This is a genomic window from Litorimonas cladophorae, from assembly GCF_014652455.1.
Classification (GTDB): Bacteria; Pseudomonadota; Alphaproteobacteria; order Caulobacterales; family Maricaulaceae; genus Litorimonas; species Litorimonas cladophorae.
Genome location: NZ_BMYV01000001.1, coordinates 648,261 through 670,588 on the forward strand (window position 1 = coordinate 648,261; position 22,328 = coordinate 670,588).

At 52.3% G+C, this 22,328-nt stretch carries 18 protein-coding genes; 11 read left to right on the top strand and 7 right to left on the bottom strand.

The annotated features are described in order from the left end of the window. The first annotated feature begins 111 nt into the window (after window positions 1-111). The 10 genes from IE073_RS03160 to IE073_RS03205 all read left to right on the top strand — a co-directional run bounded on the left by IE073_RS03160 (window position 112) and on the right by IE073_RS03205 (window position 11,762). Window positions 112-2,310, top strand: a complete 2,199-nt coding sequence (locus IE073_RS03160) for an exonuclease domain-containing protein (RefSeq protein WP_189581165.1) — start codon at window positions 112-114, stop codon at window positions 2,308-2,310. Window positions 2,311-2,391: 81 nt separating this feature from the next. After that, window positions 2,392-3,306, top strand: coding sequence for a polyprenyl synthetase family protein (locus IE073_RS03165; RefSeq protein ID WP_189581168.1), 915 nt, complete (start codon window positions 2,392-2,394; stop codon window positions 3,304-3,306). After that, window positions 3,287-4,246 (top strand): ABC transporter ATP-binding protein, encoded by a 960-nt coding sequence (locus IE073_RS03170; protein ID WP_189581171.1) that lies wholly within the window; start codon window positions 3,287-3,289, stop codon window positions 4,244-4,246. The genes IE073_RS03165 and IE073_RS03170 overlap by 20 nt, the downstream gene beginning before the upstream one ends. Then, a complete protein-coding gene (locus IE073_RS03175; protein ID WP_189581174.1) occupies window positions 4,243-5,337 on the top strand; it encodes an ABC transporter permease in 1,095 nt (364 codons plus the stop codon). The genes IE073_RS03170 and IE073_RS03175 overlap by 4 nt, the downstream gene beginning before the upstream one ends. Beyond that, window positions 5,338-6,063: a fatty acid desaturase gene (locus IE073_RS03180; protein ID WP_233349773.1), complete on the top strand. Its 726-nt coding sequence runs from the start codon at window positions 5,338-5,340 to the stop codon at window positions 6,061-6,063. Next, window positions 6,060-6,563 (top strand): sterol desaturase family protein, encoded by a 504-nt coding sequence (locus IE073_RS03185; protein ID WP_189581177.1) that lies wholly within the window; start codon window positions 6,060-6,062, stop codon window positions 6,561-6,563. Before IE073_RS03180 ends, IE073_RS03185 begins: the two co-directional genes overlap by 4 nt. Before the next feature lie 65 nt (window positions 6,564-6,628). Beyond that, complete coding sequence (aat, locus tag IE073_RS03190) at window positions 6,629-7,156, top strand: leucyl/phenylalanyl-tRNA--protein transferase (RefSeq protein WP_233349774.1); 528 nt, start codon at window positions 6,629-6,631, stop codon at window positions 7,154-7,156. 31 nt (window positions 7,157-7,187) lie between these two features. Then, complete coding sequence (locus IE073_RS03195; protein ID WP_189581180.1) at window positions 7,188-8,543, top strand: amidohydrolase; 1,356 nt, start codon at window positions 7,188-7,190, stop codon at window positions 8,541-8,543. After that, on the top strand, window positions 8,540-9,772 hold the full coding sequence (locus IE073_RS03200) for an amidohydrolase family protein (protein WP_189581183.1): 1,233 nt from the start codon (window positions 8,540-8,542) through the stop codon (window positions 9,770-9,772). Before IE073_RS03195 ends, IE073_RS03200 begins: the two co-directional genes overlap by 4 nt. A gap of 103 nt (window positions 9,773-9,875) precedes the next feature. Next, the gene (locus IE073_RS03205; RefSeq protein WP_233349775.1) at window positions 9,876-11,762 is read left to right on the top strand and encodes a DEAD/DEAH box helicase; all 1,887 of its coding nucleotides are present in this window, start codon (window positions 9,876-9,878) and stop codon (window positions 11,760-11,762) included. A gap of 5 nt (window positions 11,763-11,767) precedes the next feature. Here IE073_RS03205 and IE073_RS03210 read toward each other — a convergent pair whose 3' ends face one another. The 3 genes from IE073_RS03210 to IE073_RS03220 form a co-directional block, all read right to left on the bottom strand. Continuing rightward, window positions 11,768-12,853: an alpha/beta fold hydrolase gene (locus IE073_RS03210; protein ID WP_189581186.1), complete on the bottom strand. Its 1,086-nt coding sequence runs from the start codon at window positions 12,851-12,853 to the stop codon at window positions 11,768-11,770. Further along, window positions 12,850-13,455, bottom strand: a complete 606-nt coding sequence (locus IE073_RS03215) for a glutathione S-transferase family protein (RefSeq protein WP_189581189.1) — start codon at window positions 13,453-13,455, stop codon at window positions 12,850-12,852. The genes IE073_RS03210 and IE073_RS03215 overlap by 4 nt, the downstream gene beginning before the upstream one ends. A 69-nt stretch (window positions 13,456-13,524) precedes the next feature. Then, entirely contained in the window at window positions 13,525-16,836 is a 3,312-nt protein-coding gene (locus IE073_RS03220; RefSeq protein WP_189581192.1) for an SdrD B-like domain-containing protein, read from the bottom strand. Between the two features lie 453 nt (window positions 16,837-17,289). Here IE073_RS03220 and IE073_RS03225 point away from each other — a divergent pair, with 453 nt between their 5' ends. Further along, complete coding sequence (locus IE073_RS03225) at window positions 17,290-17,466, top strand: hypothetical protein (RefSeq protein WP_189581195.1); 177 nt, start codon at window positions 17,290-17,292, stop codon at window positions 17,464-17,466. Window positions 17,467-17,468: 2 nt separating this feature from the next. On the opposite strand, the gene IE073_RS03230 is transcribed toward IE073_RS03225, so the two are convergent. The 4 genes from IE073_RS03230 to guaB all read right to left on the bottom strand — a co-directional run bounded on the left by IE073_RS03230 (window position 17,469) and on the right by guaB (window position 22,256). Beyond that, the gene (locus tag IE073_RS03230) at window positions 17,469-17,876 is read right to left on the bottom strand and encodes a hypothetical protein (protein ID WP_189581198.1); all 408 of its coding nucleotides are present in this window, start codon (window positions 17,874-17,876) and stop codon (window positions 17,469-17,471) included. Next, complete coding sequence (gene guaA / locus IE073_RS03235; protein ID WP_267905560.1) at window positions 17,867-19,438, bottom strand: glutamine-hydrolyzing GMP synthase; 1,572 nt, start codon at window positions 19,436-19,438, stop codon at window positions 17,867-17,869. Before guaA ends, IE073_RS03230 begins: the two co-directional genes overlap by 10 nt. Beyond that, a complete protein-coding gene (locus IE073_RS03240; RefSeq protein ID WP_189581201.1) occupies window positions 19,435-20,718 on the bottom strand; it encodes an RsmB/NOP family class I SAM-dependent RNA methyltransferase in 1,284 nt (427 codons plus the stop codon). Before IE073_RS03240 ends, guaA begins: the two co-directional genes overlap by 4 nt. Before the next feature lie 80 nt (window positions 20,719-20,798). Then, window positions 20,799-22,256 carry an IMP dehydrogenase gene (gene guaB, locus IE073_RS03245; RefSeq protein WP_189581204.1) on the bottom strand — a complete coding sequence of 486 codons (1,458 nt, stop codon included), beginning with the start codon at window positions 22,254-22,256 and terminating at the stop codon, window positions 20,799-20,801. Window positions 22,257-22,328: the final 72 nt, after the last annotated feature.

Consider the following 22,328-nt stretch of genomic DNA (forward strand, 5'->3'; position numbering starts at 1 on the left):
ACTGAGAATGGTCAAATATCGCACTTGACCTAAGCGCGCGTTCCGTATTTGTTCCACGTGGAACAGGGAGATCTACGTGCGGTTTAATCAGGCAAGAAAAAGTGCGGCGGCATGTCGACTTTAGCGTCACAGGCTCATATCCGCGCTGAGAGGCGACGATTTCGCCGCGCACAGAACGGACAAGCTTGGACCGTGCGTGACCTTCCGCAGTTTTACTACCACCGAAATTTTTCCGAAATCATTGATGGAGTGGCTTCAGAGCTGCAGGAATTATTAGCTTCACGCGACACATCTTTCCTCAATGATTTTAAGTCCCTACCCTTCGCATCTCAATGCGCTTATGTGCGCCTGGCGGGCCGCAAAGGACGAGTCTTTCACGTCGACAAATTCAAATATGACGAGATTGAAGACCTGCCCGCGCAATATGATCTGCTGACAGAATCCGGATTTACCTCGCGTGTGACGCCGGGGGATTTCCGCGACTATCTTTCCAGTCTCTCAAAGCCTGATTTGGTTGGCGTACTTTCAGACCATGCTTGCCCAACTCTATATAAGAAATCATGGAAGAAAGACGTACTCGTAGAGATCGCCTATGAAGCCATCGCGTTTGATGAGCTATCCATACCAGACACCGTCATTGTTCAGGGACGGTTAGACGCTTTGAACTACCTACTTTACCTGTTTTCAGGTCGGATTGACGAGAGTCTCCAAAATCTCACGCTTCGCGATCTTGGCTTAGTCAAAATGCAAAAATCTGAGCAGCATTTTGGTACGCGCTTCGGTTCTTTAAGGGCCGCAAAGACCGCATGGTTCTATGCCAGCGGTTTGCAAAACTTTCGTCGTGAGGAACACGCAGAGGTTCAACGCCTGATGGCAAGTATCGAAACATGGCCTGAACCATTATGTGCGCAAAGCACAGGAGATCGCGACAAGCTTGTTCAGAGTATTGGCGGTCTATTGGAGCGCAAAGGCCAACTCGAAGCCGCCTTACGCTGCTATGATCAATCCGATGCACCCCGATGCAACGAGCGCGTTGTACGTCTAAAGTATAAGTTGGGCGAAAAAGACTGGGTGCAAACCCGTCTGGAGGCCATGATTGAGAATCCAACGTCCGACGACGAACATGCCTTTGCTCGGGATTTTTACGCGCGGAAATATAAGAAGAAACGCACGTCGATCATCACGGACATATTGCGGGATTCCGAAGTATTGGAATTGGACGAAGCTTTTCGCAACCAACCCGAACGCGCAGCAGCAGAACATTATAGAGCCAAAGGGCTCACATGTTTTCGCGCCGAGAACACGCCTTGGAAAAACCTGTTCGGTCTTTTGTTTTGGGACGAGCTTTTCCCAGATACCGTGTCCCGCAGAACGCCAATGGCATTAAAGTCGGGAGACTTTTACGCTGATAATCAAGCCGCGATTGAGGCGAAATTGCGCGACCTGGACACGCCCCACCTCATACTGATCAAACTTCTCAAAACATTGACCGCCCATTATGGCGAACCGCAATCCATCGTGAAGTGGAGGTCGAAATCCTTGGATCGTATTCAGGCCCTCGTTGAAAACTCTCCTAAAGGTTCAGCGGCCTATATGCTTCGGCTTATGGCGCAGGAGTGGACAAGAACCAAAGACGGTTTCCCGGACCTCCTCGTCATACAGGATGGCACATGTCGACTTGTCGAAATCAAAGCCACAGGTGATGTGATACGCCGCAATCAGCTCACCCGCCTGCGCCAACTCCGTGCAGCCGGATACCGCGCAGACATACTTCGAGTGGAATGGACCATCGATCCCGATCAAACCTATGTCGTCGTTGACGTCGAAACCACGGGCGGACGTCCAGGTCTGCACCGCGTCACAGAAATCGGTGCCGTAAAGGTAAAGGGCGGGAAAGTTATCGATGAATGGTCCTCTTTAATAAACCCACAGCGCTCTATCCCACCCAATATTACCCGCATCACAGGCATCACACATGAGATGGTCGCGGATGCCCCCATTTTTGCTGAAGTGGCAGAGAGCTTTGCGAAATTTATGGGCGACGCCATTTTCGCCGCTCATAATGTGAATTTTGACTACGGGTTTATCAGTGCAGAATTCCAAATGATCGACCAAAAATTCCGACATCCAAAAATCTGCACCTGCGCATCCATGCGGAAATTATATCCGGGTTATCCGTCCTATTCCCTGAAAAATTTATGCCGCGAATTTCATATTGATTTGAAGAGCCACCATCGCGCGCTGTGTGATGCCAAAGCCGCCGCAGAACTTCTGTTTCTCGTGAATGAAAGACGCATTGAAGACGCTTAAATGCCTTAGACGCAAGAGGAGGCTTTTACCGCGCTGTTGCCTGTGCCAAACAGTGTCCGACTCTCAATTTAGGACGATAATTTGGCAATTCCTCTCTCAGTTACGGACACGCCGACGGCCATCCAAACCATGCGAGGTTTGATCGAAAACCGTCTGTCGAGCCTTGTGCCGTCTGAAACCACTTGGCCCGCCCGTCTCCACGAAGCCCAACGTCACGCTTTGCTGTCTCCCGGAAAGCGATTTCGACCGCTGCTCTGCGTTTTTATCGCCCAAGGCGGTGGGATAAGAGCCGGTGCCGAATTGGACGCAGCCATTTCAACGGGGTGCGTGGCTGAAATGGTGCATGCCGCATCCCTGATTTTGGACGACTTGCCCTGTATGGATGATGCCGATTTGCGTCGGAACCAACCCACGACACATATCGCCTTTGACGAAAGCACAGCCATTTTATCGGCCACGGCGCTGCTAAATTGCGCTTTTGGTGTGTTGTCGCGCTTGGACCAAGTCCCCGCGCAACGCCGTATCGAAATGATCGATTTGTTGTCCTATGCGGTTGGGTCAAAGGGACTGATTGCGGGACAAATGGCCGATCTCGCCAATGTCGATCAAGGCGCAACCATCGCGGAAATTGAGCGGCTCAACACGCTCAAAACAGGCGCGCTATTCGATTTCAGTGTTGAAGCTGCGGCGATATTGGCTGGCATGCGAGCCTCCCAACGCGCCGCATTGAAAGATTTTTCCTACCATTTGGGATTAGCTTTCCAATTACTGGATGATGTCAAAGACGTCGTCATGAGCGATGCTGAAGCCGAAAAATCAGTCAATCGTGACATCGGCAAAGCGACGATATTAGCGCTGGCAGGGTCAGAGGCTTCAAAACGGAAGCTACAAGATTATCTTGATCACGCCTCTGCCGCCCTTCAACGGGCAGAGCTCTCAAATCTCGACATGCTCACCGCCATCATGGATCATCAGTTTGCCTTTCTCCGCACCTGATACAGCCACGCGTGAACTGATATTGAGCGCCACGGATGTGACCGTGGCCTATGGTCAACACAAAGCGTTGGACGGTTTGAATTTAGAAATTCGAGAAGGTGAACTTGTCGGAATCATTGGGCCAAATGGCGCGGGTAAAACGAGTTTTATCAGAGCGTTGTGCGGACGAACACGCGTGACGGGTGACCTTAACGTCGCCGGCACAGACCTCCGCCGCAGTACCGATCGTCGGCGTCATATTGCCCTCGTTCCGCAAGATATAGGTTTATATCCTCACCTCACGGCTCGCGAAAACCTAACCGTCATTGGTCGGCTTTTGGGGTTAAAAGATAGAGCCGCTATCAACCAAGCCTTAGAGACAGTTGAGATGTCCCAGCATGCCAAGACACGAGTTTCAGAAATGTCAGGCGGCATGAAACGGCGCATTAATGTCGCCGCGGCCATCATGACAGGGCCAAAACTCGTCATTTTCGATGAACCGACCGCTGGCGTGGATGCCCCTGCCAGAGATACAGTTCACCGCTTAGCTCGCGCCTTGGCCGATCAGGGAAAAGCGGTCATTTTGATCACCCACGAATTAGAACAAGCCGAGGCCCTTTGTGATAAAATTCTAGTGCTGTGCAAAGGCAAACGACTGGCATTCGAACCGCCTGCCCGCCTCCTAGAGCGAAGCTTCGAGAACCAGCGAGAAGTTATGGTGAGATATGCCACACCTCCCGAGCCTGAAGTTTTGAATGCCATGCAACCATTCGCTTTTACGCCCGGCGAAATGCCCACGATTTGGGTTGCTATGACCAATGCGAATGAAGTGAGTTTCGTTTCGGCGTTTTTAACCGCGCTAAAAGGCGAAAATGATCTTGTGCGTGAAATCAGCGTCCGTCGCCCAGGGCTAACGGCCCTGATGCATAGGGTCGAAAAAACGGGTCAGATCGCAGCATGATCGGCGCCGTCTTTCGGATTATGTGGCTGCGTCTGTGGCGCGACAAGGGCGCTTTAGTCTTAGCTTTTGTTCTGCCTGGATTTATCTTCGCCGTTTTCGCGGCCATTTTTTCAAATGCCTCAGGCGGCAGTCTTGATCTTCGTGTTGCGCTGGGAAGTATCTCAGATGCGCCCGCCGCTGTTTCCTTTACGCAGCAATTGTCGGAAAGCGACGTGATCTCAATGACTTATGATGAAACGTGGAGCGCAGCGGACGTGATAGAGCGTGTCCGACTCGGTCAAGATGATGTAGGCGTGATTGTCACGGGTGACTTTTCCGATGCCTCTTCCCCCTCCATTCAAATCATTGAGGACCCAAGCCGGACCGTCGCTGCAACAGTTTTAAAGGGCCAAATCAGGCAAATGCTGGCCACCACCTCTGGGGTCAAAAGCACGGCATTATTCAATACCAAATCGGCGTTGGGGGCCGACGCGTCCACGACAATGGAAGACCCGTCGGTCACTTATTATATTGGCGCAACGGCGATTTTGTTTCTGCTGTTCTCGGCTATGCAGGGCGCAGCCATTTCGATTGACGAACGCCGCAACGGAATCAGTGACCGACTGATGGTCGGCCCGATGGGCGCCATGGGCATACTAACGGGTAAATTCGTCTTTCTGACTTGGATCGGGTTTCTACAAGCCGCGATCATCTGCGTGGTTGCTCAGGTTTTCTTTGAAGTCCCGATTTTAGAGCATCTCGGCGCAGTTACGCTGGCTTGTTTAGGGACCGCGACGCTGGCGTCCGGGTTTGCGCTTCTGATTGCGTCTTTCTGCAATACGCAGGCGCAAATGCATACCGTCAGCACCTTTGCCGTGCTGCTCTTATCTGCCGTGGGCGGTTCAATGGTGCCGCGGTTTATGATGCCCGCTTGGCTGCAACAAATGGGGGTAGCGACGCCAAATTATTGGGCTATCGAAGCCTTCTATGGCGTTTTGGCACGGGGACAGTCTGTTTTTGACCTGTTAGGGGTTTGGGGAATATTGTTCGGCGGAGGTCTTCTCTGCCTCGCACTCGCTGCGTTGATGTCGCACAAATTAATGAGGGTCTAAGTGCAAACCGCCGTATCTCAGCAGACGAAACAGAACAGGGGCTTAATCTACGCCGCCCTGATCGTCGGCGGGTGGGCGATTGTTCATACCTACAGCGTGTTTTTCCACGCTTTATCCGCGCCCCTTTGGCAAACTCTCGGCCTGATCGCTCTGCAATGCTGGCTGTATACAGGCATGTTTATCGTCGCCCATGACACGATGCATGGTTCACTCATGCCGGGTCGCGAGAAATTGAATGCGGCCATCGGCACCGCTATCTTATTTGTTTATGCTGGTTTCGACTGGAAAGCGATGCGCACAGCCCATCATGCGCATCATCAATTTTCTGGGACGGAGAAAGACCCAGATTTCAATGCCACTAATCCGAACGCATTTTGGCCGTGGTACACCAAGTTCTTTCTGACCTATTTTGGATGGCGACAGCTTCTTATCCTCGTCGGATTTACAGTGGCTTATATTTTGATCGGGGCAAGTTATGCGAACACCATTATCATGTGGGCCGTCCCTGCGATCCTGTCATCTGTGCAGCTATTCTATTTCGGGACCTATTTAACGCATCGACAGTCCGACGCCTTCCCGGACCATCACAACGCCCGCACGAACAATTTCACTCGTCTGGCCTCGCTTATAAGTTGCTTCCATTTTGGCTATCATCACGAACATCATTTGTTCCCACATGAGCCTTGGTGGCGATTACCTGCGCGAAAACAAGAAGCTGGCGGATGAGTATCTTGTTGAATTTGGGGATCGTTCTGGCGGCCGTAATCGGCATGGAAATCTTCGCATGGGCTATCCACAAATATGTCATGCATGGAATAGGATGGGGCTGGCATGAAAGCCACCACACGGAAACGGACGGCCTGTTTGAAAAGAATGATCTCTATGCTGTCGTGTTCAGCTGCATCGCAGCGGCTTGTTTTATCATCGGGTCGATGGGGCATAGCTGGCTTTGGTATGTTGGACTTGGCCTGACACTTTACGGCGTTCTTTATGCTGTGGTGCATGATGGCTTAGTCCATCGGCGCCTGCCATTTCCGCGCAAAGCCAGAGGTCGCTACATGAAACGCCTCGTGCAAGCTCACCGTCTCCACCATGCCGCCCACACAAAAGACGGTTGCGTCAGCTTTGGTTTCATCTGGGCGCAGGATGTGCGGAAGCTAAAAGCGGAATTGAAACAGAATCTGTCGCGCCAAGGCCGATCCCATCAAACTGATATCGCGGAGTAATTCACGTGGCACAGGGGTTTGGACCTGATGATCTGATCGACTGTTATCGGCGCGGTGTTTTCCCTATGTCAGATAATCGTGAAGACGATTTCTTCTATCTTGTTGAACCGAAACTCCGCGGGGTTTTGCCTCTGGACGCCTTTCACGTCTCACGCTCGATGCAGAAGTTCCTGCGCAAGACGCCTTTGAAAGTGACCGTCAACACGGACTTTCAATCGGTCATCCAAGCCTGCGCGCTCGAGCGGGACAATACGTGGATCAGTCTGGGCATCGAGGGCCTCTACACATTGTTACATTGGCGGGGCGAAGCACATAGTGTGGAGGTTTGGGAAGACGACGTCCTAGTGGGCGGCCTATATGGCGTGACCCAAGGCGGGGCCTTTTTCGGCGAGAGCATGTTTTCACGCCGAAGCAATGCGTCTAAACTTGCCCTCATTCATTTAGTTGAGCGGCTGAAAGAAAGGGGGTTCGTTCTGCTCGACACCCAATTTCTCACCGCGCATTTAGCCTCGCTTGGCGCCATTGAAATTTCTCAAGCCGAATATCTCGAAAAATTAAAGCTCGCGCTCGAAATTGAGGCCTGTTTCGATTGACGTCTGCAGCGGGATTGCACAATACAGTCCCATGAAGACATTTCTCCCCCTTATTCTCCCCCTCTCTGTTCTAGCGGCCTGTCAGGCGCAGGACACGCCACAAACGACCTCGGATGAAGCCACGGTCGCCTTCCCCAGTACTTACACGCCACAGCCTTCAGCAGATGTCGTGTTGCGGAATGCCAAAATTATTGACGGAGTCAGTAATGAAATCCGCGAAGGTGATGTTCTGATCTCGGGTGGAAAAATTGGGTTTGTAGGCGCGGGAGACGTCCCCGCGGGTACTGACGAAATTGATGTTGAGGGGCGTTTCGTAACACCCGGGATCATCGACATTCACTCGCATTTAGGAAACTATCCCTCGCCTGGCGTAACCGCACATGGTGACGGGAATGAGGTCACCAGCCCGATCACATCGGAAGTTTCGGCTGAACACGGTGTCTGGCCACAAGACCCAGGTTTTGACGAAGCCCTACAGGGTGGTGTCACAACACTTCACATCTTACCGGGCTCGGCCAACCTTTTTGGTGGACGCGGCGTCACCTTACGCAACATGCCATCACGGACGGTTCAGGGCATGAAATTTCCCGATGCGCCTTACACTTTGAAAATGGCCTGTGGTGAAAACCCAAAGCGGGTTTACGGCAGCAAAGGTGGCCCCGGCTCCCGCATGGGCAATGTCTCGGGCTACCGAAAGAATTGGATAAAAGCGACGCAATATAAAGCAAAGCGCGACAAGGGCGGTGATTATGACCGCGACTTGCAACTCGAAACATTGGCTGATGTTTTGGACGGCAAAATTCTTATTCAAATGCATTGCTACCGCGCGGATGAGATGATCCAAATCCTCGATATTGCCAAGGAATTCGATTATAAAGTCACGACCTTTCACCACGCCGTCGAAGCCTATAAAATCGCGCCTGAGCTTGCGGCCAGTGATACGTGTGCGGCCATGTGGGCCGACTGGGGCGCGTTTAAGATGGAGAGCTTTGACTATATTAATGAGAATGTGCCCTTCGTTCACGCCGCTGGCGCCTGCGCAATGATTCATTCCGATGATCAAAACAATATTCAGCGCTTAAACCAGGAAGTTGCAAAAACTTGGGCTGACGGAAACCGAGCGGGTCTGAATATCACTAAGGCTGAAGCTTGGAAGTGGCTCTCCACAAATCCAGCCAAGGCCCTCGGTATCCTAGACGAAACAGGTACCTTGGAAGCTGGCAAACGTGCGGATATCGTTATCTGGGAAGGCGACCCCTTCTCCACTTATGGACGTCCCAGCAAAGTTATGTTGGACGGCGCAGTTCTATTTGACCGTGAAACCGGTCTTAAACCGAAAAGCGATTTCCGTCTCGGATATGCTGATTTTACGGAGGCATCGAAATGAGAACGCTCCTTCTGACCTCAGTCTTAGCTTTCGCCGCGACGCCAGTATTTGCGCAAACGTTATTTCTTGATGATGCAACCGTTGTGGACGCCAAAGGCGAAAAATCCACCGCGGACCTCATCGTCACTGACGGCGTGATCATCCAGCAAGCCGCAACGTTGAACGCCCCTGGTGGTGCCAGCTCCGTCGAAGGCGCTTGGGTCACATCTGGGCTCTTCGCGCCCATGTCATCGCTTGGCTTAACTGATATCGGATCTGGTGGTCCCGGGAATGATGCCGCCTCTGAAGATTCTTTGACAAATGTATCCGAACGCGTCGCCGATAGTTTCAATCCGCGGTCAATTCACATTGATAACGTGCGTCAAAGCGGCATTACCCATGCACTCGTCGCGCCGCGCAGTGGAAGCGGCAGCATCTTTGCCGGTACGGGCGCGATTGTTTCACTGACAGGCAAATTTGATTCGGTTTTGATCTCAGACGCTTTCGTGATGGTTGAATTGGGCGAAACGGGTACGCGCAGAGCGGGCGGCTCACGCGCGGCCGCGATGGCCCAATTGCGGGCAGCGATCGACGATGCGGATGGTTTTTTCAAACGTTATGCGGACTCGCCCGATGGCGGTGACATTCTTTCGCGCCAAGATGCTTTGGCCTTCAACCGAGCCACGCGCGGGGACATCCCTTTGGTCGTTCGGGTTGATCGCGCCGCTGATATTATGCGCGTGATCGACATAAAGAAAGACAACCGATCTTTAGATATCATTATCGTCGGCGCGGCTGAGGCTTGGGAAGTCGCTGACGAAATCGCCGCGAATAATGTCCGCGTTATCCTCGACCCCTTGCATAACCTACCTGAAACATTTGAATCCGTCGGCGCCCGTCTTGATAATGTTATGTTCCTGAAAAACGCTGGCGTGGATTTCGCGTTTTCCAACCTCGGTGCGCTAGGCGTGACGAAACCCGCAACACTGGCCCAACATGCCGGCGGCGCTGTTGTCGAAGGTTTGAGTTGGGCCGACGCGTTTGCCTCCATAAGCGCCATCCCAGCTTCTTGGTTTGGTGTGGAAGACGAGACGACGGTTGTTTGGGACGGTGATCCGCTTGAGGTCACATCCGCGCCGATTTCTATGTCTATAAATGGAGCGCCTCAGTCCATGACATCTCGGCAGAAAGCTCTCCGTGACCGTTACAATCCGACCAATACAGATAAACGCCCACACAAATATAGGTAGCGCGTACTGTGCTTGACCTCGGAGCACTTCTGCCTATGTTGCGACAAATTCACAAAAGGCCCGCGGACCGTCCGCGCGCCACCGACCGAAAAGCCGATATAGCTTGACCGACACCAATACGCCTGAAGAAATTGATGCAGATGCCGAGGTAAACGTGACGTTCACGGATCTCGGACTCGACCCTAAAATCCTTAAAGCGCTCGGCGATTTGGGATACGTCAAACCGACGCCAATCCAAGCCAAAGCTATTCCTGCCGCATTGCAACAGCGTGATGTGCTGGGCATTGCACAAACAGGTACCGGGAAAACGGGTGCCTTCACTCTCCCCACGATGCATAAGCTGGCCAAAGGGCGCGCCCGTGCACGCATGCCACGTTGTGTCATCGTCTGCCCGACGCGCGAACTCGCCGCACAGGTCGCAAAAGATGTTGAGGCTTATGGTAAATATCTGAAGCTGGAGATGGCGCTTCTAATCGGTGGGGTTAGCTTTGCCGAACAGGACCGTAAATTGATGAAGGGTGTCGACATTTTAATTGCGACGCCAGGTCGTCTAATCGACCAATTCGAACGCGGCAAAATTCTGATGACGGGTGTTCAAACCCTTATCGTTGATGAAGCTGACCGTATGTTAGATATGGGGTTTATCCCCGACATTGAGAAGATTTTCGATATGACGCCCTTTACGCGTCAGGTTCTTTTCTTCTCCGCAACCATGCCGTCTGAAATCAAGCGTCTGGTTGACCAGTTCCTACATCAGCCTGTTAGCATTCAAATCGCGCGGAAGAATATGACAGCAAAAACTGTCACCCAACGCATCGTGCGCATGCCCTCCTCCGATCCAAAACAAAAACGGACTGCGTTGCGTTGGATTATCGAGAAGGAAAATGTCGATAATGGTATCATCTTCTGCAATCGGAAACGGGATGTCGATATCGTCGCAAAGTCGATGAATGTTCATGGGCATGACGCCGCGCCGATCCATGGGGACCTAGCCCAGAGCCTTCGTACGGAAACATTGAACCGGTTCAGGAATGGCGAAATAAAATATCTCGTGGCCTCCGACGTGGCCGCTCGCGGTTTGGACGTTCCAACGGTCAGCCATGTTTTCAATTATGATGTTCCAAACCATTCCGAAGACTATGTGCATAGGATTGGCCGCACGGGTCGTGCAGGACGAAAAGGCGATGCAATCATGTTGGTCGCGCGTCTAGACCAGAAAAATTACGAGGAAATTCTCGACCTTATAAATATGGACTCAATTGAAGAGATTGAAATTCCTGGAATTGAAGACTTTCCCAAAGATGGTGGCAAAGCCAGAAAAGGCCGCAATGGTGGTCGGGACTCCGGTCGGGGTAGAGGGCGCAAAGATGACAGTCGCGGCGGACGCAATCGCGGTCAACGCGCCGATGGCTCTTATCACGAGAATAGTGTCTCCACCGAGAAGGTATCGAAACCCTCACGGCCAAAGGCGCCTAAAAAAGAGACTCCATCAGAGGCGGTAACCGAAGCCCCTGTCAAAGAGGCCCGTAAGCCTGCCGAAAAACGCCGTCCAGCGCCCCGCCGAAGAGCGGCTCCGGGTCGCGATAAACCAAAACCCGAAGCTATTTCGGAAGTTGAAGTCACAGAAGAGCGCGCGGCACCAAAGCGGCCACGAAATTCCTCACGCCGCCGCGCTGCTCCTAAAAAGCCTGGGGCAGAAAAACCCGAAGCCAAAACAGAGCGTGTCGAAAAATCCGCTCAATCAGAAGCCGTGGCCGCTTTCCCTAAGTCTGATGAGACGGATAAGAAACCACGTCGGTCTCGTGGCGGACGCGGACGTAATTCTGGTGACAGCACAACGTCTAAGCCGTCCAGTCGCCAGTCGACGGATAAGTCCGAGGCACCTCGTTCAGAAAAACGAGCCCGGGAAAAGAAACCGGATTCTAAACGGGAAAAGCCCAAAGGGAAAACGCCCTTCGGCGACGACATTCCCGATTTCTTGAAGTTTTAGTTTGCTTACCTTTTGGCGGGCGTTTTCACGACGCGCGCCAACAAATCATCTAAGGATTGATAGATTGCGGCCAAAACCGGATCTGTTTCTTGCATGAGGCAGTGACCTGAGTTGGGTGGCGTAAATCCGACACAATTTGACATCCGATTGTCGCAGACATCTTTATTGATGTCTGTCACCACGAAGTTATCCAACTCAGCATGGATCATCGTGACAGGTAATTTGATGGATTCAGGATAACCGTCCTGCAACACAAATTCACTGCTCCGGTAAAATTCGCGTCCCCAATTGATCGTAACGCCCCCGACCCGCTGTTCTGGCTTGCGCGTGAAAATCGCGTCACGCATCGGCAGTCGGATCGGCGACGAGGCGCAATATTCTATCCCCGCACGCAGTAGATTCCCTTCGCTTGCAGGCCGCCAGTCTGTCGCGCCGGGAAGATAATTTACGTCTTTCCCAAGCGCATCCCCTAGCTTCAGCATACGGTGAGCCTCCGCAAATGTGCGTTCCCCGCTATCAGGCCGCAAGGCTGGGGCAAGCAGAAGCAGACCATCCACGAGGTCAGCGTGTTCTCCGCCTATTCGAAACGCAACATGTCCGCCGAACGACATGCCCATCAGTATGACAGGTCGGCCTTCCGGAACGTCCATCGCCTCCAAAAACAGAGCTAAGTCGTTGGAATAGCGTTTAAAATTATCGATCAAAAGCTTTTCGGGTTGGTTCGGACGTAAACGCTCTGATCCACCTTGACCGCGTAGATCAAAACCGACGACGTGGTAGCCCCGCGCTGCGATAACGCCGACCTGCTCACCATACATATCCATTGTGGCGGTGTAGCCTGGGATAATCACTACGGTCGCTTTGGCTGCAGCGGCGTTACCCGTTTGCCCGTACCGCATCTTCACGCCGTCATCGCTAGCAAACATATCCCATGTCCAATCGTCAGGCATGTCTGGAATATTAAACGCAGCAACTTGTGCCGCATATCCTGGGCTTACCTGATAGGGCTCATAGGCGCGTTCTGGCCAAGCGAAAAAGGCGATCACGCTCAGTAATAGAAGCCCAAGGAAGACGAAGAGAATCTGTTTCATCCGCTGGTCATCCCATAGGCATAGGTTTCGCGCCAGATAGGATCATCAGTCAAAGCGGCATGCCACGCGGCTAAATCTGGGTGAGCCTGCTGCCAATTAAAATGAGACGCACGATAGCTTGCATAGTCGAGGCCGCAGATAATCGCGATATTTCCAAAGGTCCAACTCGCCCCCAGCCATGGACTGATTTTTTCAAGTGTCGCAATCGCGTTGCGGATCGCCCGATCGTGCCGCTCGATCATTTCATCCCAGTGGAGTTCCGCCGGCCGCACGGTTTCATAACGATAATTATAAACGGCGTCGGATAATCCGTCGCCAAGCGCATGCTGCCACAACTGAATAAACCGGGCGTGACCCTTTTCAGGTAAAAGCGGTTCTTCTCTGAGACTATCTAGATATTGGCAAATCACAGGACTATCGAAAAGAAATTGTCCGGGCTGCCATTCTAGAGCTGGGATTTTGCCTAAAGGGTTATCGCCTGCCAAATATCCGTTGGCCCCCGCTTTCTGAGGCTCTACCTCCTCCAATTCGACATGGGATAGGCGGGCCAATATCATGACCTTGCGCGCATATGGAGAGATAGGAGAGCAAATTAGTTTCATGCCGAGAGTGTAGCCTCCGACAACGAATAAAAAAAGACGGGCCGCCGGGATTTCCGACGACCCGCCAAGTTATGGTGGGGCGGCTCCGGACACGACGTCCGGAGGCGAACCACTGGTAAAAGGTTTCAAGCGAGGAATTGGCGCAAAGGGCGCCGTTGTTGAAGGCAACGTTTCGGCCGAAGCTTCCAGTCCAGACGGTGTCTCATGATCCACGATCGTCACCGTACCCGTGCGATATTTCAGTGGTGCTGTTTCATCCACGTTCGGCACAGTCACTTCGACATCCACAAATTTGGGCGCATCACCACGGGTAATGACTAAATTTTGACGCGCCATGAGGTCCGCCTCGGCATCCAATTCAACGGTATAAAACTGACCGCCCGCAATATCTGCGCCTTTTAGGGGCAAAACTTCGACTGTGTATTTACCCTGCGGCAGATCATCAAACGCATATTGACCGAAGCTGGTCGTCATCATTTCGACGTCAACATCCGTTTCGTCCGATGTGAGACGAAGTTTGGCGCCTTCGACACGTGTTTCGCCACGATCATATTCACCGTTCCCATTATCATCCTCAAAAGCGAAGCCGCGGATCTGGCCTCGCTGAACGATGGCTAATGGGATATCCGTGATTTGACCTTCGGCAACCGTCACCCGTGTCTTTATCTCGGCAGACAGATCATACCCAATCGGGAGGCTACGCGCATCAATTTGCACTTCATAAAGCCCTTCAAGCACATTCTGAATTGTGAAAAAGCCATCCGCACCGGCACGCAGAACCATTGGCGTTCCTTTAACGCGGACAATAACGCGTGGAATTCCTGGTTCGGCTGCTTGGCGAACACCGTCCCGGTTCTTATCAAGGAACACCTGTCCCTTCAAAATACCACGCCCATCCTTGGCCTTTTTGATTCCGCGCTTCGCATTGAAATTGAAGTGACCGTCAAGCTGAAGCCCCAAGCGTTGGTTCCCCCGCAAGTCGTTGCGATAGGCAAGACCTAAGGACATATTCTTTCCGACGTTCAAACGGCGCGCTGCTGAAAGGGTCAGAAAACGGTCGCTCTGTGCCGGTCCACGTGTCGACAGACTTTGCAGAATACCCAAATTCGCGGTTACTACGTTTTTCTTGCCGAAGACCTCACCTGAATTGAAACCGGCGTTGATGCCGCCTCGGGCACGCCACTCATCACCATTCCACACGCCACTTATGCTTGGGCCGACAGTGAGGCTGGATTCTTTTGGCAGGCTGAAGCCAAACGCAGAGCGACTGACTGTCACAGATGCCGACTCGCGTGTGTCGGCGTCAGATCGTGTCGCGCGGCCATATTGGCCCCGCACAGTCAGCGTGTTAAACTGCTTGAAAACTTGAACTGATGTGTTTGTTCCCGTTATATTTTCTTCTTCAATACCCACATTTTTGGTCTGAATTTCGAAAGCGGATAGCGAGCCTGAGACATTGATGCCAGTCTCGCCAATTCCAGCCGTTAGAGACGTAGATAGTGATGTTTGCTCGGATCGTTGCTCACCCGACTTGAGGAACCCGACCTTGCGGTAAGTTGAAGACACCGAAGCCGCAGGATTGTTCAAAAAGCCAAAATCCCCCTTGGGGAAATATGACAAGCTGGCGCGCGCGTCCAATTCATCCGATCCCTTCCGACGGATGTCGGGGGGTGATTCTAGATCTTCGAAGTCCGCATTGGGGTCTATAACGCGGGCGATTTCTTCCGCCTGCTCTTCAGCAACCAAATTTGACCGTAGGAATTCTGCGCCAATGTACCCGCCGCTCATGTTGAGGCGCAATTCATCACTTAACTGACGCCGCACATCAGCGTTTAGACGAAAGTCAACGGCGCTCTCTCGGGATGGCCCTTTGAACACGCCCGCGCCCGCATTGGCATTCCATTGCCACTTCTTTTGCTCGTCGCGACCTAACCGTCCCGAGATAACCTCGAGTACGGCACGTTGATCATCGGTGAGCGTGTCATTGGCAACCGCGAGGCCTGCTTCCCAGCCGTCAATATTGGCGTAGCGTAGGCCTGCGACAAACCCATTGTACTCATTACGGGTTTGGTCCTCAGATATGGTCGATGCGCCAGTAACGGGTGAACCCGCCGCAAATGCCCAACGCCCTGTTTCGGTTTGATGCTGTGCCGACACGCCCATAATCCGACGCGTATTCACTGGGTCTAGTTCACGCAAATTTGCTGAATAGTCGCCAATTGACCCTGTTGCACCGCTCGTATGGGCTAGATCAACAGACAGCCAATTCGGACGCAATTCTTTCTCATTTGATGGAAGGTCAGCAAGTTCATACCGCAAACGTCCATTGACGCGCCCCATATGCGCATCAAACTGAACACTTGCGCCTGTATCAGGCGAAAGACGGAAGCTCAGGGATTCTGGCGTGAACGGCGCGTCCTTCACAAGATCATCAATTGACTGCCGTGGCGCGATAGAGCCCGCCAAACGATCGTCCAAACGCACGTTAATGCGGTCCGTGCCGCCCTCGACGTCAATGTTCGTTCCAGTCAAAGCTTCAACGGCGGAAACTGGCAGAAGCAAGTTGGTTTGATCAATATAGGCAATATCTTTGGATAGGCCGACCGGCTTACCATTGGTGCTCACCAAACCCGTCGCCAAATTCAAAGACATCGTTACGCTGTCTTGTACGCGTCGAATTTCAACAACGGAGCCATCACCTGATATTTGGACGCTATTTCCAAGTGCTTCCGCGATCGGGCGCAAAGGCAAAAGTAGAACCGGACCGACCGACTTAGGCTCTGGCTCCACGGCACCAAGGGGAATATCGTCAACGAAGATATCGAAACCTGTTGCCACACGCAGGCGTGGATCAAGCTTAAACTTGAACTCATTACTATCGGGATCGAACCGGCCGGATGTACCCGCTAAGACGGCGATGGCGTTGGGCGTTAGAATGAAATGTTCTGGTTCGACCTCACCAAAATGCTCTAGCTTGCCGAGTGTCTTACCGTCCGCCTTCACGATGCCCGTATCGGTATAAAGCTCCATGACGACATTGTCTTGGCTGCGGCGGACGATCAGCGCTTTGGAAACATCGTCATATTCAACGTCATTTCCTAAATGCTGGAAAATCGGCATGGCATTGACGTAAAGATTGCCATCGGCAGTGCGGTGAACTTCCGTGCTCTTTAAGGTCTCGCCATCAAGTTTGACGATGATTGTGCTGTCGATCTCTGCGATGACTTTGGTGTTCACGGTTTGAATTTTATCAGGTGTCTCGGCTTTCGCAGGACTTTCCTCGGTCGGAATTGCGACAGCCGCCGTTTTAGTGACCTCCGTCGGCGAATCGACATCAGCCGCAAAGGCGGAACCTGAGATAAACATCAAGACAATAGCCATTAGCCATTGTTTTAGAGCGCTTTTATGTTTTGAAGACCGCCCTAACACTCCGGCAGCTCCATTCGGGCGCGGCAGTCGGACTGTGTTTGGCAAGCGTCATTACGCTTAACTAAGACAGGCGACCATCCACTCCGAACGGAGCTGAAGACGGAAACAGTAGGAGGGGTAGACGCCAAGTCAAAGCGGAACTGCTGACGCAGTCGGATTTGGCGTGAACCGAGTTCAACGTCCTCGACGATTGGTCGGGACATCAAGGTTTGAGACGTAGATTCAGCGGTTATAGGGATATTTCGGCGACATTCGCCAACTACCCACCATGCCCGCTTTGTACGCGCCTCGACCAGGAAGGCAGTATCGCCATCCAGGATTTCAAGCATAACTGCGCCAGACGCCCCGTTTTTCGGGGTCGCTGCGTCTGCTCCGCTTAGGCCGAGACCTAAGACGAGCAGTGATATGAGTACAATAACTCTCATCAATCAGTCGTTTTTTACCATTCACACCATAATCGCGGTCTTTGCCGCTTATGGTGAGAACCTACCGAATGATGGTTTAGATCGCGTATATGCGGGATTCAGCGAAAGCGTCATAAATGGCGGTATTATTGGGTTAAAAGTTAACCCGCTGCGGTAGAATTACTCGAAAACATCCACTTGCGGCGCTGACCGGATAATATCCAGCTGGTCACACGCCACAATAGATCGCCAAGTCAGCGCGACCAAAAACGAGGTAAACAGCCCCAAACCTATCGTTATCGACCCGCCCGAAAACAAAAACATGGCGGCGATATAGCATATGAAAACGGCGCAAGCGCTCGACATTGCCCATCTGTGCGATGCCGCTATGAAACCGATCAGCGGAAGCAAAATAATCATATAAATCTGGCGGATAATGTACTCTTCGTCATACATAGGCTTGCTGTAGAGCAGTAACGCGCTCCACAGAACCATTGCCAGATAAAGGACAACTAAGAGGTTTTTTGGCCAAGCCAGCAATCTTGGGTCAATCGGTCCGGAAATCTCTTCCTCAGACCCTATTCCCATTCGATTGTTCCGGGAGGTTTTGACGTCACGTCATAAACAACGCGGTTTACACCCCGGACTTCGTTGATGATCCGTGTCGCCGTTTCGCCAAGGAATTCGTGGCTGTAAGGATAATAATCTGCTGTCATACCGTCCGTTGACGTCACTGCACGAAGCGCCAAAACAAAATCATATGTCCGCTGATCGCCCATAACGCCGACAGTTTGCACAGGCAAAAGCACTGCAAAAGCTTGCCATATATCATTGTAAAGACCGTGTTTTTTGATTTGATCTAGATAGACCGCATCAGCCTCTCGCAGAATGTCCAAGCGTGACTTCGTAATCTCACCAGGGCAGCGAATGGCGAGGCCAGGACCCGGGAATGGATGACGTTCGACAAAATCACTATGTAGACCTAGCTCTCGACCCAAGGCTCTCACCTCGTCCTTGAACAACTCACGCAGCGGTTCAACCAGTTCGAGGTCCATACGCTCTGGCAAGCCACCCACGTTGTGATGGGATTTGATTGTCACAGACGGGCCGCCGTCAAAGGAAACAGATTCAATTACGTCAGGATAGAGTGTTCCTTGAGCCAAGAATTTTGCGCCGCCAATCTTCTTGGCTTCCGCCTCAAAAATATCGATGAACGTTCCGCCAATAATTTTACGTTTCTTTTCAGGGTCTTTGACACCTTTAAGTAATGTAAGGAATTGGTCGCCGGCATCCACATGTATGAGATTAATATCGTAATGATCGCGGAAAAGCGCGGTGACTTGATCGCTCTCGCCTTTGCGCATCATGCCCGTGTCCACATAGACACAGGTCAATTGGTCACCGATCGCTTCATGGATGAGAACGGCCGCGACGGAGCTATCAACGCCACCAGAGAGACCACAGATAACTTGGCCATCACCGACTTGGTCTTTGATGGCTTGTATCATCTCGCCCTTGAACGAGGCCATTGTCCAATCACCTTGGAAGCCCGCAATCTTATGCGTGAAGTTACGGAGCATGGCTGCACCGCTCGGCGTGTGGACGACTTCAGGATGGAACTGAACGCCATAGTAAGCACGCGCCTCATCGGCGATTGCCGCGAATGGCGCATTTGGTGAAACACCAATAACTTCAAAGCCTTCTGGTAACTTGCTTACGCGATCCCCATGGCTCATCCAAACCTCTTCGCGGTCGGATAAACCCTCAAAGAGCGGGCTGTCACCCGATGTGTCAACGAAAGCTCTGCCAAATTCTTGCTCTTCAGAACTTTCAACCGCACCGCCCAATTGCGCGCACATAGTCTGTTGACCATAGCAAATGCCCAGAACGGGTACGCCGTAAGTCCAAACAGCATCATCAGCACGCGGCGTTCCTGTCCCTGTGACAGAGCTTGGCCCACCTGAGAGAATGATCGCCTTCGGCGCAAATTCCGAGATGAAGCTCGCGTCGACTTTGTTGAAAGGATGGACTTCTGAATACACACCACTTTCGCGGACACGTCGCGCAATAAGTTTTGTAACCTGTGATCCAAAATCAATGATCAGCAGTTTTTCATGTGCTTTTACAATATCTTGGTTCGAGGTATTCACGCAGATTTCTCCATCACGGCAAAGAAGAAGCCATCCGTATCGGTTGATGCGGGGCTGAGTGTCAGTGTGCAGCCATCGGCAGACCAAGGCTTGTTCACTTCTGTTCCGAAGCGATCTTCCCAAACCTCACCAGCAGAAAGCAGGGTGAAATCGGATGTTCGCTCGAGAAACGCATAGACTTGCGCTTCATTTTCAGCGGCCAACATTGAGCAGGTCACGTAAAACAGAAAGCCACCAGGCTTCACGAAGTTCTTGGCTTCATCCAGAACTTTGACTTGTTCTTGCATGCGCCGACCCAAGGCATCCTCGGTCAAACGCCATTTCGCATCAGGTTTCCGACGCCAAGTCCCCACACCTGTACATGGCGCATCGACAAGAACGCGGTCCACCTTGCCACGCAGATGGTTCAAACTCTTGGCGGGCGGTTGGGTCACTTTGATGATTGTTGCACCTGCGCGCATCGCACGTTCATAGGTTGGCGCCAGACGACGTTTATCAATATCGAAGGCGTGCACCGCGCCTTCATTATTCATATCAGCAGCGATGGCGAGTGACTTGCCGCCCCCACCCGCGCAATAATCTAAAATCGTTTCGCCGGGTTTCGCTGCTACCAAAAGACTGACAATCTGCGAGCCCTCGTCCTGAATATCGAACTTTCCAGTCATGAAATCGGGATCCGATTGAATATTCGGATGACGAGCTGCGCCTTCGACAGGCGCAAAACGCATACCAACGGGCGAGATAGTCGTAGGGATCGCATTGGGAAGGTCTAATTGTTCACGGGTCGCTTTGATCGCATTTGCGCGGATATCTAGCGGCGGACGATGCGTTAGGGCTTCGCCTTCAATGACAGCCTCTTCGTCAAAGTTGGTTTCAAACGCTGGCCATAACCAATCTGGTACGTCGGCCCTTATCCATTCAGGTGCTGTCTCTAAATTGATCTGTCCGCGCAGCTTCGCAATTTGGGACTCTGTTAGAGGCGTCCCGAAATGGGCGTCGCCTTCGGTTTGCTCAAGGATGTCTTCGACCGTAATCCCGCCAGAAAAAACCGCAGCGCCTATAGCAAGAGCGCGAGGACTGAGATCGTCCATACGGAAACCAATTGACGATTTACGGCGGAGGGCATCCAAGACGATGTTTCCAATCGCTGATCTGTCCTTGGACCCGGCGAAACGGTGGGCCTTACCCCAATCGCGCAACGCCATCGTGACAGGCGTCCGTCGCTCGATGACGTCTTCTAAAACTTCAGCCGCAGCCTGTATTCTTCCACCAAGTCTCATCGAGACATTCCAATCAAGTTAGTCAGAGCCGATTTGCGAATGGCTCTGACGAAAAATTAGTCGAGGGTCAGCGCTTTGGCTTAGCTCGGCATCGAGTAATTCGGCGCTTCGCGGGCGATATGCACGTCATGAACATGGCTTTCGCGCAGTCCAGCACCTGTGATTCTAACGAATTCAGCATTCTTATGAAGATCTTGGATCGTCGCGGACCCCGTATACCCCATTGTGGCGCGGATACCGCCCAGCAGCTGATGCAAGATTGGGGCGACGGGCCCTTTAAATGCAATGCGACCTTCAATGCCTTCTGGGACGAGTTTCATTGTGTCGTTGACTTCCTTCTGGAAATAACGATCCGCCGAACCACGCGCCATAGCGGAAACTGAGCCCATTCCACGGTAGGACTTGTAGCTACGTCCTTGATACAAAAAGACTTCTCCTGGCGTTTCTTCTGCGCCCGCGAGAAGTGAACCCACCATTGCGCACTCTGCACCCGCAGCGAGAGCTTTGGCCATGTCGCCTGAATATTTGATGCCGCCGTCAGCAATCACGGGAACACCCGCTTTATGGGCCGCTTTGCAAGCATCCATAATCGCCGTGAGCTGAGGTACGCCAACCCCGGCGACAATGCGTGTTGTGCAGATCGAGCCTGGCCCGATACCTACTTTAATCGCATCAGCACCGGCCTCGATTAATGCGATAGCGGCGGCTTCAGTCGCAATATTTCCCGCGATGATCTGAGCATCAGGATAATCCGTCTTTAGCCGCCTCACCTGCTCAATTACTTTGGACGAGTGACCATGCGCCGTATCAATGACGATAGCGTCGGCGCCAGCCGAAATTAGTGCGACGGCGCGGTCATACCCCGCATCGCCAACCGTCGAAGCGGCAGCAACGCGCAAACGGCCCTTACTGTCTTTACAAGCGTTAGGATGGCTAGCGGCTTTATCCATATCTTTAACGGTAATCAGACCAACGCATCGGTAATCATCATCGACGACGATCAAACGTTCAATACGATGCGTATGCAGCAGAGCGCGGGCTTCATCTTCTGTCGCCCCTACTTTGACGGTCACGAGGTCCGTCGTCATCAAGTCTGAGACTTTTTCTTCTGGATTCGTCGCAAACCGAACATCGCGATTGGTGACAATTCCGACTAATTTTCCTGAAACCTCAACAACTGGGATACCGGAAATGTTGTGATGTTGCCCGAGATCGCGAAGTTGCCGCAACGTCGCCTCAGGTCCAATCGTGATCGGATTGACAACCATACCCGACTCAAACCGCTTCACCTTGCGGACTTCTTCCGCTTGTTCCTCGATAGACAAATTTCGATGAATCACACCGATACCACCAGTTTGCGCCATTGCAATTGCAAGGGGCGCTTCTGTAACGGTATCCATCGCAGCAGACACCAATGGCACATTAATATTGATATTACGCGTCAATCGCGTCTTTAACGACGCGTCGGCAGGTAAAATGTCAGATGCCTTTGGTTGCAAAAGGACATCGTCGAAGGTCAATCCTTCACGAATCTCCATTGGAGTCTCCATCTCTTTTGCAAGCGGCGGTTATCAGTAATATCTCATGGGCGCAAAGAAATTCCGCGCTCC

Bases quoted from the DNA above. Each gene is read 5' to 3' on its own strand.
- aat (WP_233349774.1), top strand. From the start codon at position 6,629: ATGTCAGATAATCGTGAAGACGATTTCTTCTATCTTGTTGAACCGAAA.
- IE073_RS03200 (WP_189581183.1), top strand. From the start codon at position 8,540: ATGAGAACGCTCCTTCTGACCTCAGTCTTAGCTTTCGCCGCGACGCCA.
- IE073_RS03160 (WP_189581165.1), top strand. From the start codon at position 112: ATGTCGACTTTAGCGTCACAGGCTCATATCCGCGCTGAGAGGCGACGA.
- IE073_RS03195 (WP_189581180.1), top strand. From the start codon at position 7,188: ATGAAGACATTTCTCCCCCTTATTCTCCCCCTCTCTGTTCTAGCGGCC.
- IE073_RS03240 (WP_189581201.1), bottom strand. From the start codon at position 20,718: ATGAGACTTGGTGGAAGAATACAGGCTGCGGCTGAAGTTTTAGAAGAC.
- IE073_RS03225 (WP_189581195.1), top strand. From the start codon at position 17,290: ATGAGTACAATAACTCTCATCAATCAGTCGTTTTTTACCATTCACACC.
- IE073_RS03175 (WP_189581174.1), top strand. From the start codon at position 4,243: ATGATCGGCGCCGTCTTTCGGATTATGTGGCTGCGTCTGTGGCGCGAC.
- IE073_RS03215 (WP_189581189.1), bottom strand. From the start codon at position 13,455: ATGAAACTAATTTGCTCTCCTATCTCTCCATATGCGCGCAAGGTCATG.
- IE073_RS03220 (WP_189581192.1), bottom strand. From the start codon at position 16,836: ATGGCTATTGTCTTGATGTTTATCTCAGGTTCCGCCTTTGCGGCTGAT.
- guaB (WP_189581204.1), bottom strand. From the start codon at position 22,256: ATGGAGATTCGTGAAGGATTGACCTTCGACGATGTCCTTTTGCAACCA.
- IE073_RS03210 (WP_189581186.1), bottom strand. From the start codon at position 12,853: ATGAAACAGATTCTCTTCGTCTTCCTTGGGCTTCTATTACTGAGCGTG.
- IE073_RS03185 (WP_189581177.1), top strand. From the start codon at position 6,060: ATGAGTATCTTGTTGAATTTGGGGATCGTTCTGGCGGCCGTAATCGGC.
- IE073_RS03230 (WP_189581198.1), bottom strand. From the start codon at position 17,876: ATGGGAATAGGGTCTGAGGAAGAGATTTCCGGACCGATTGACCCAAGA.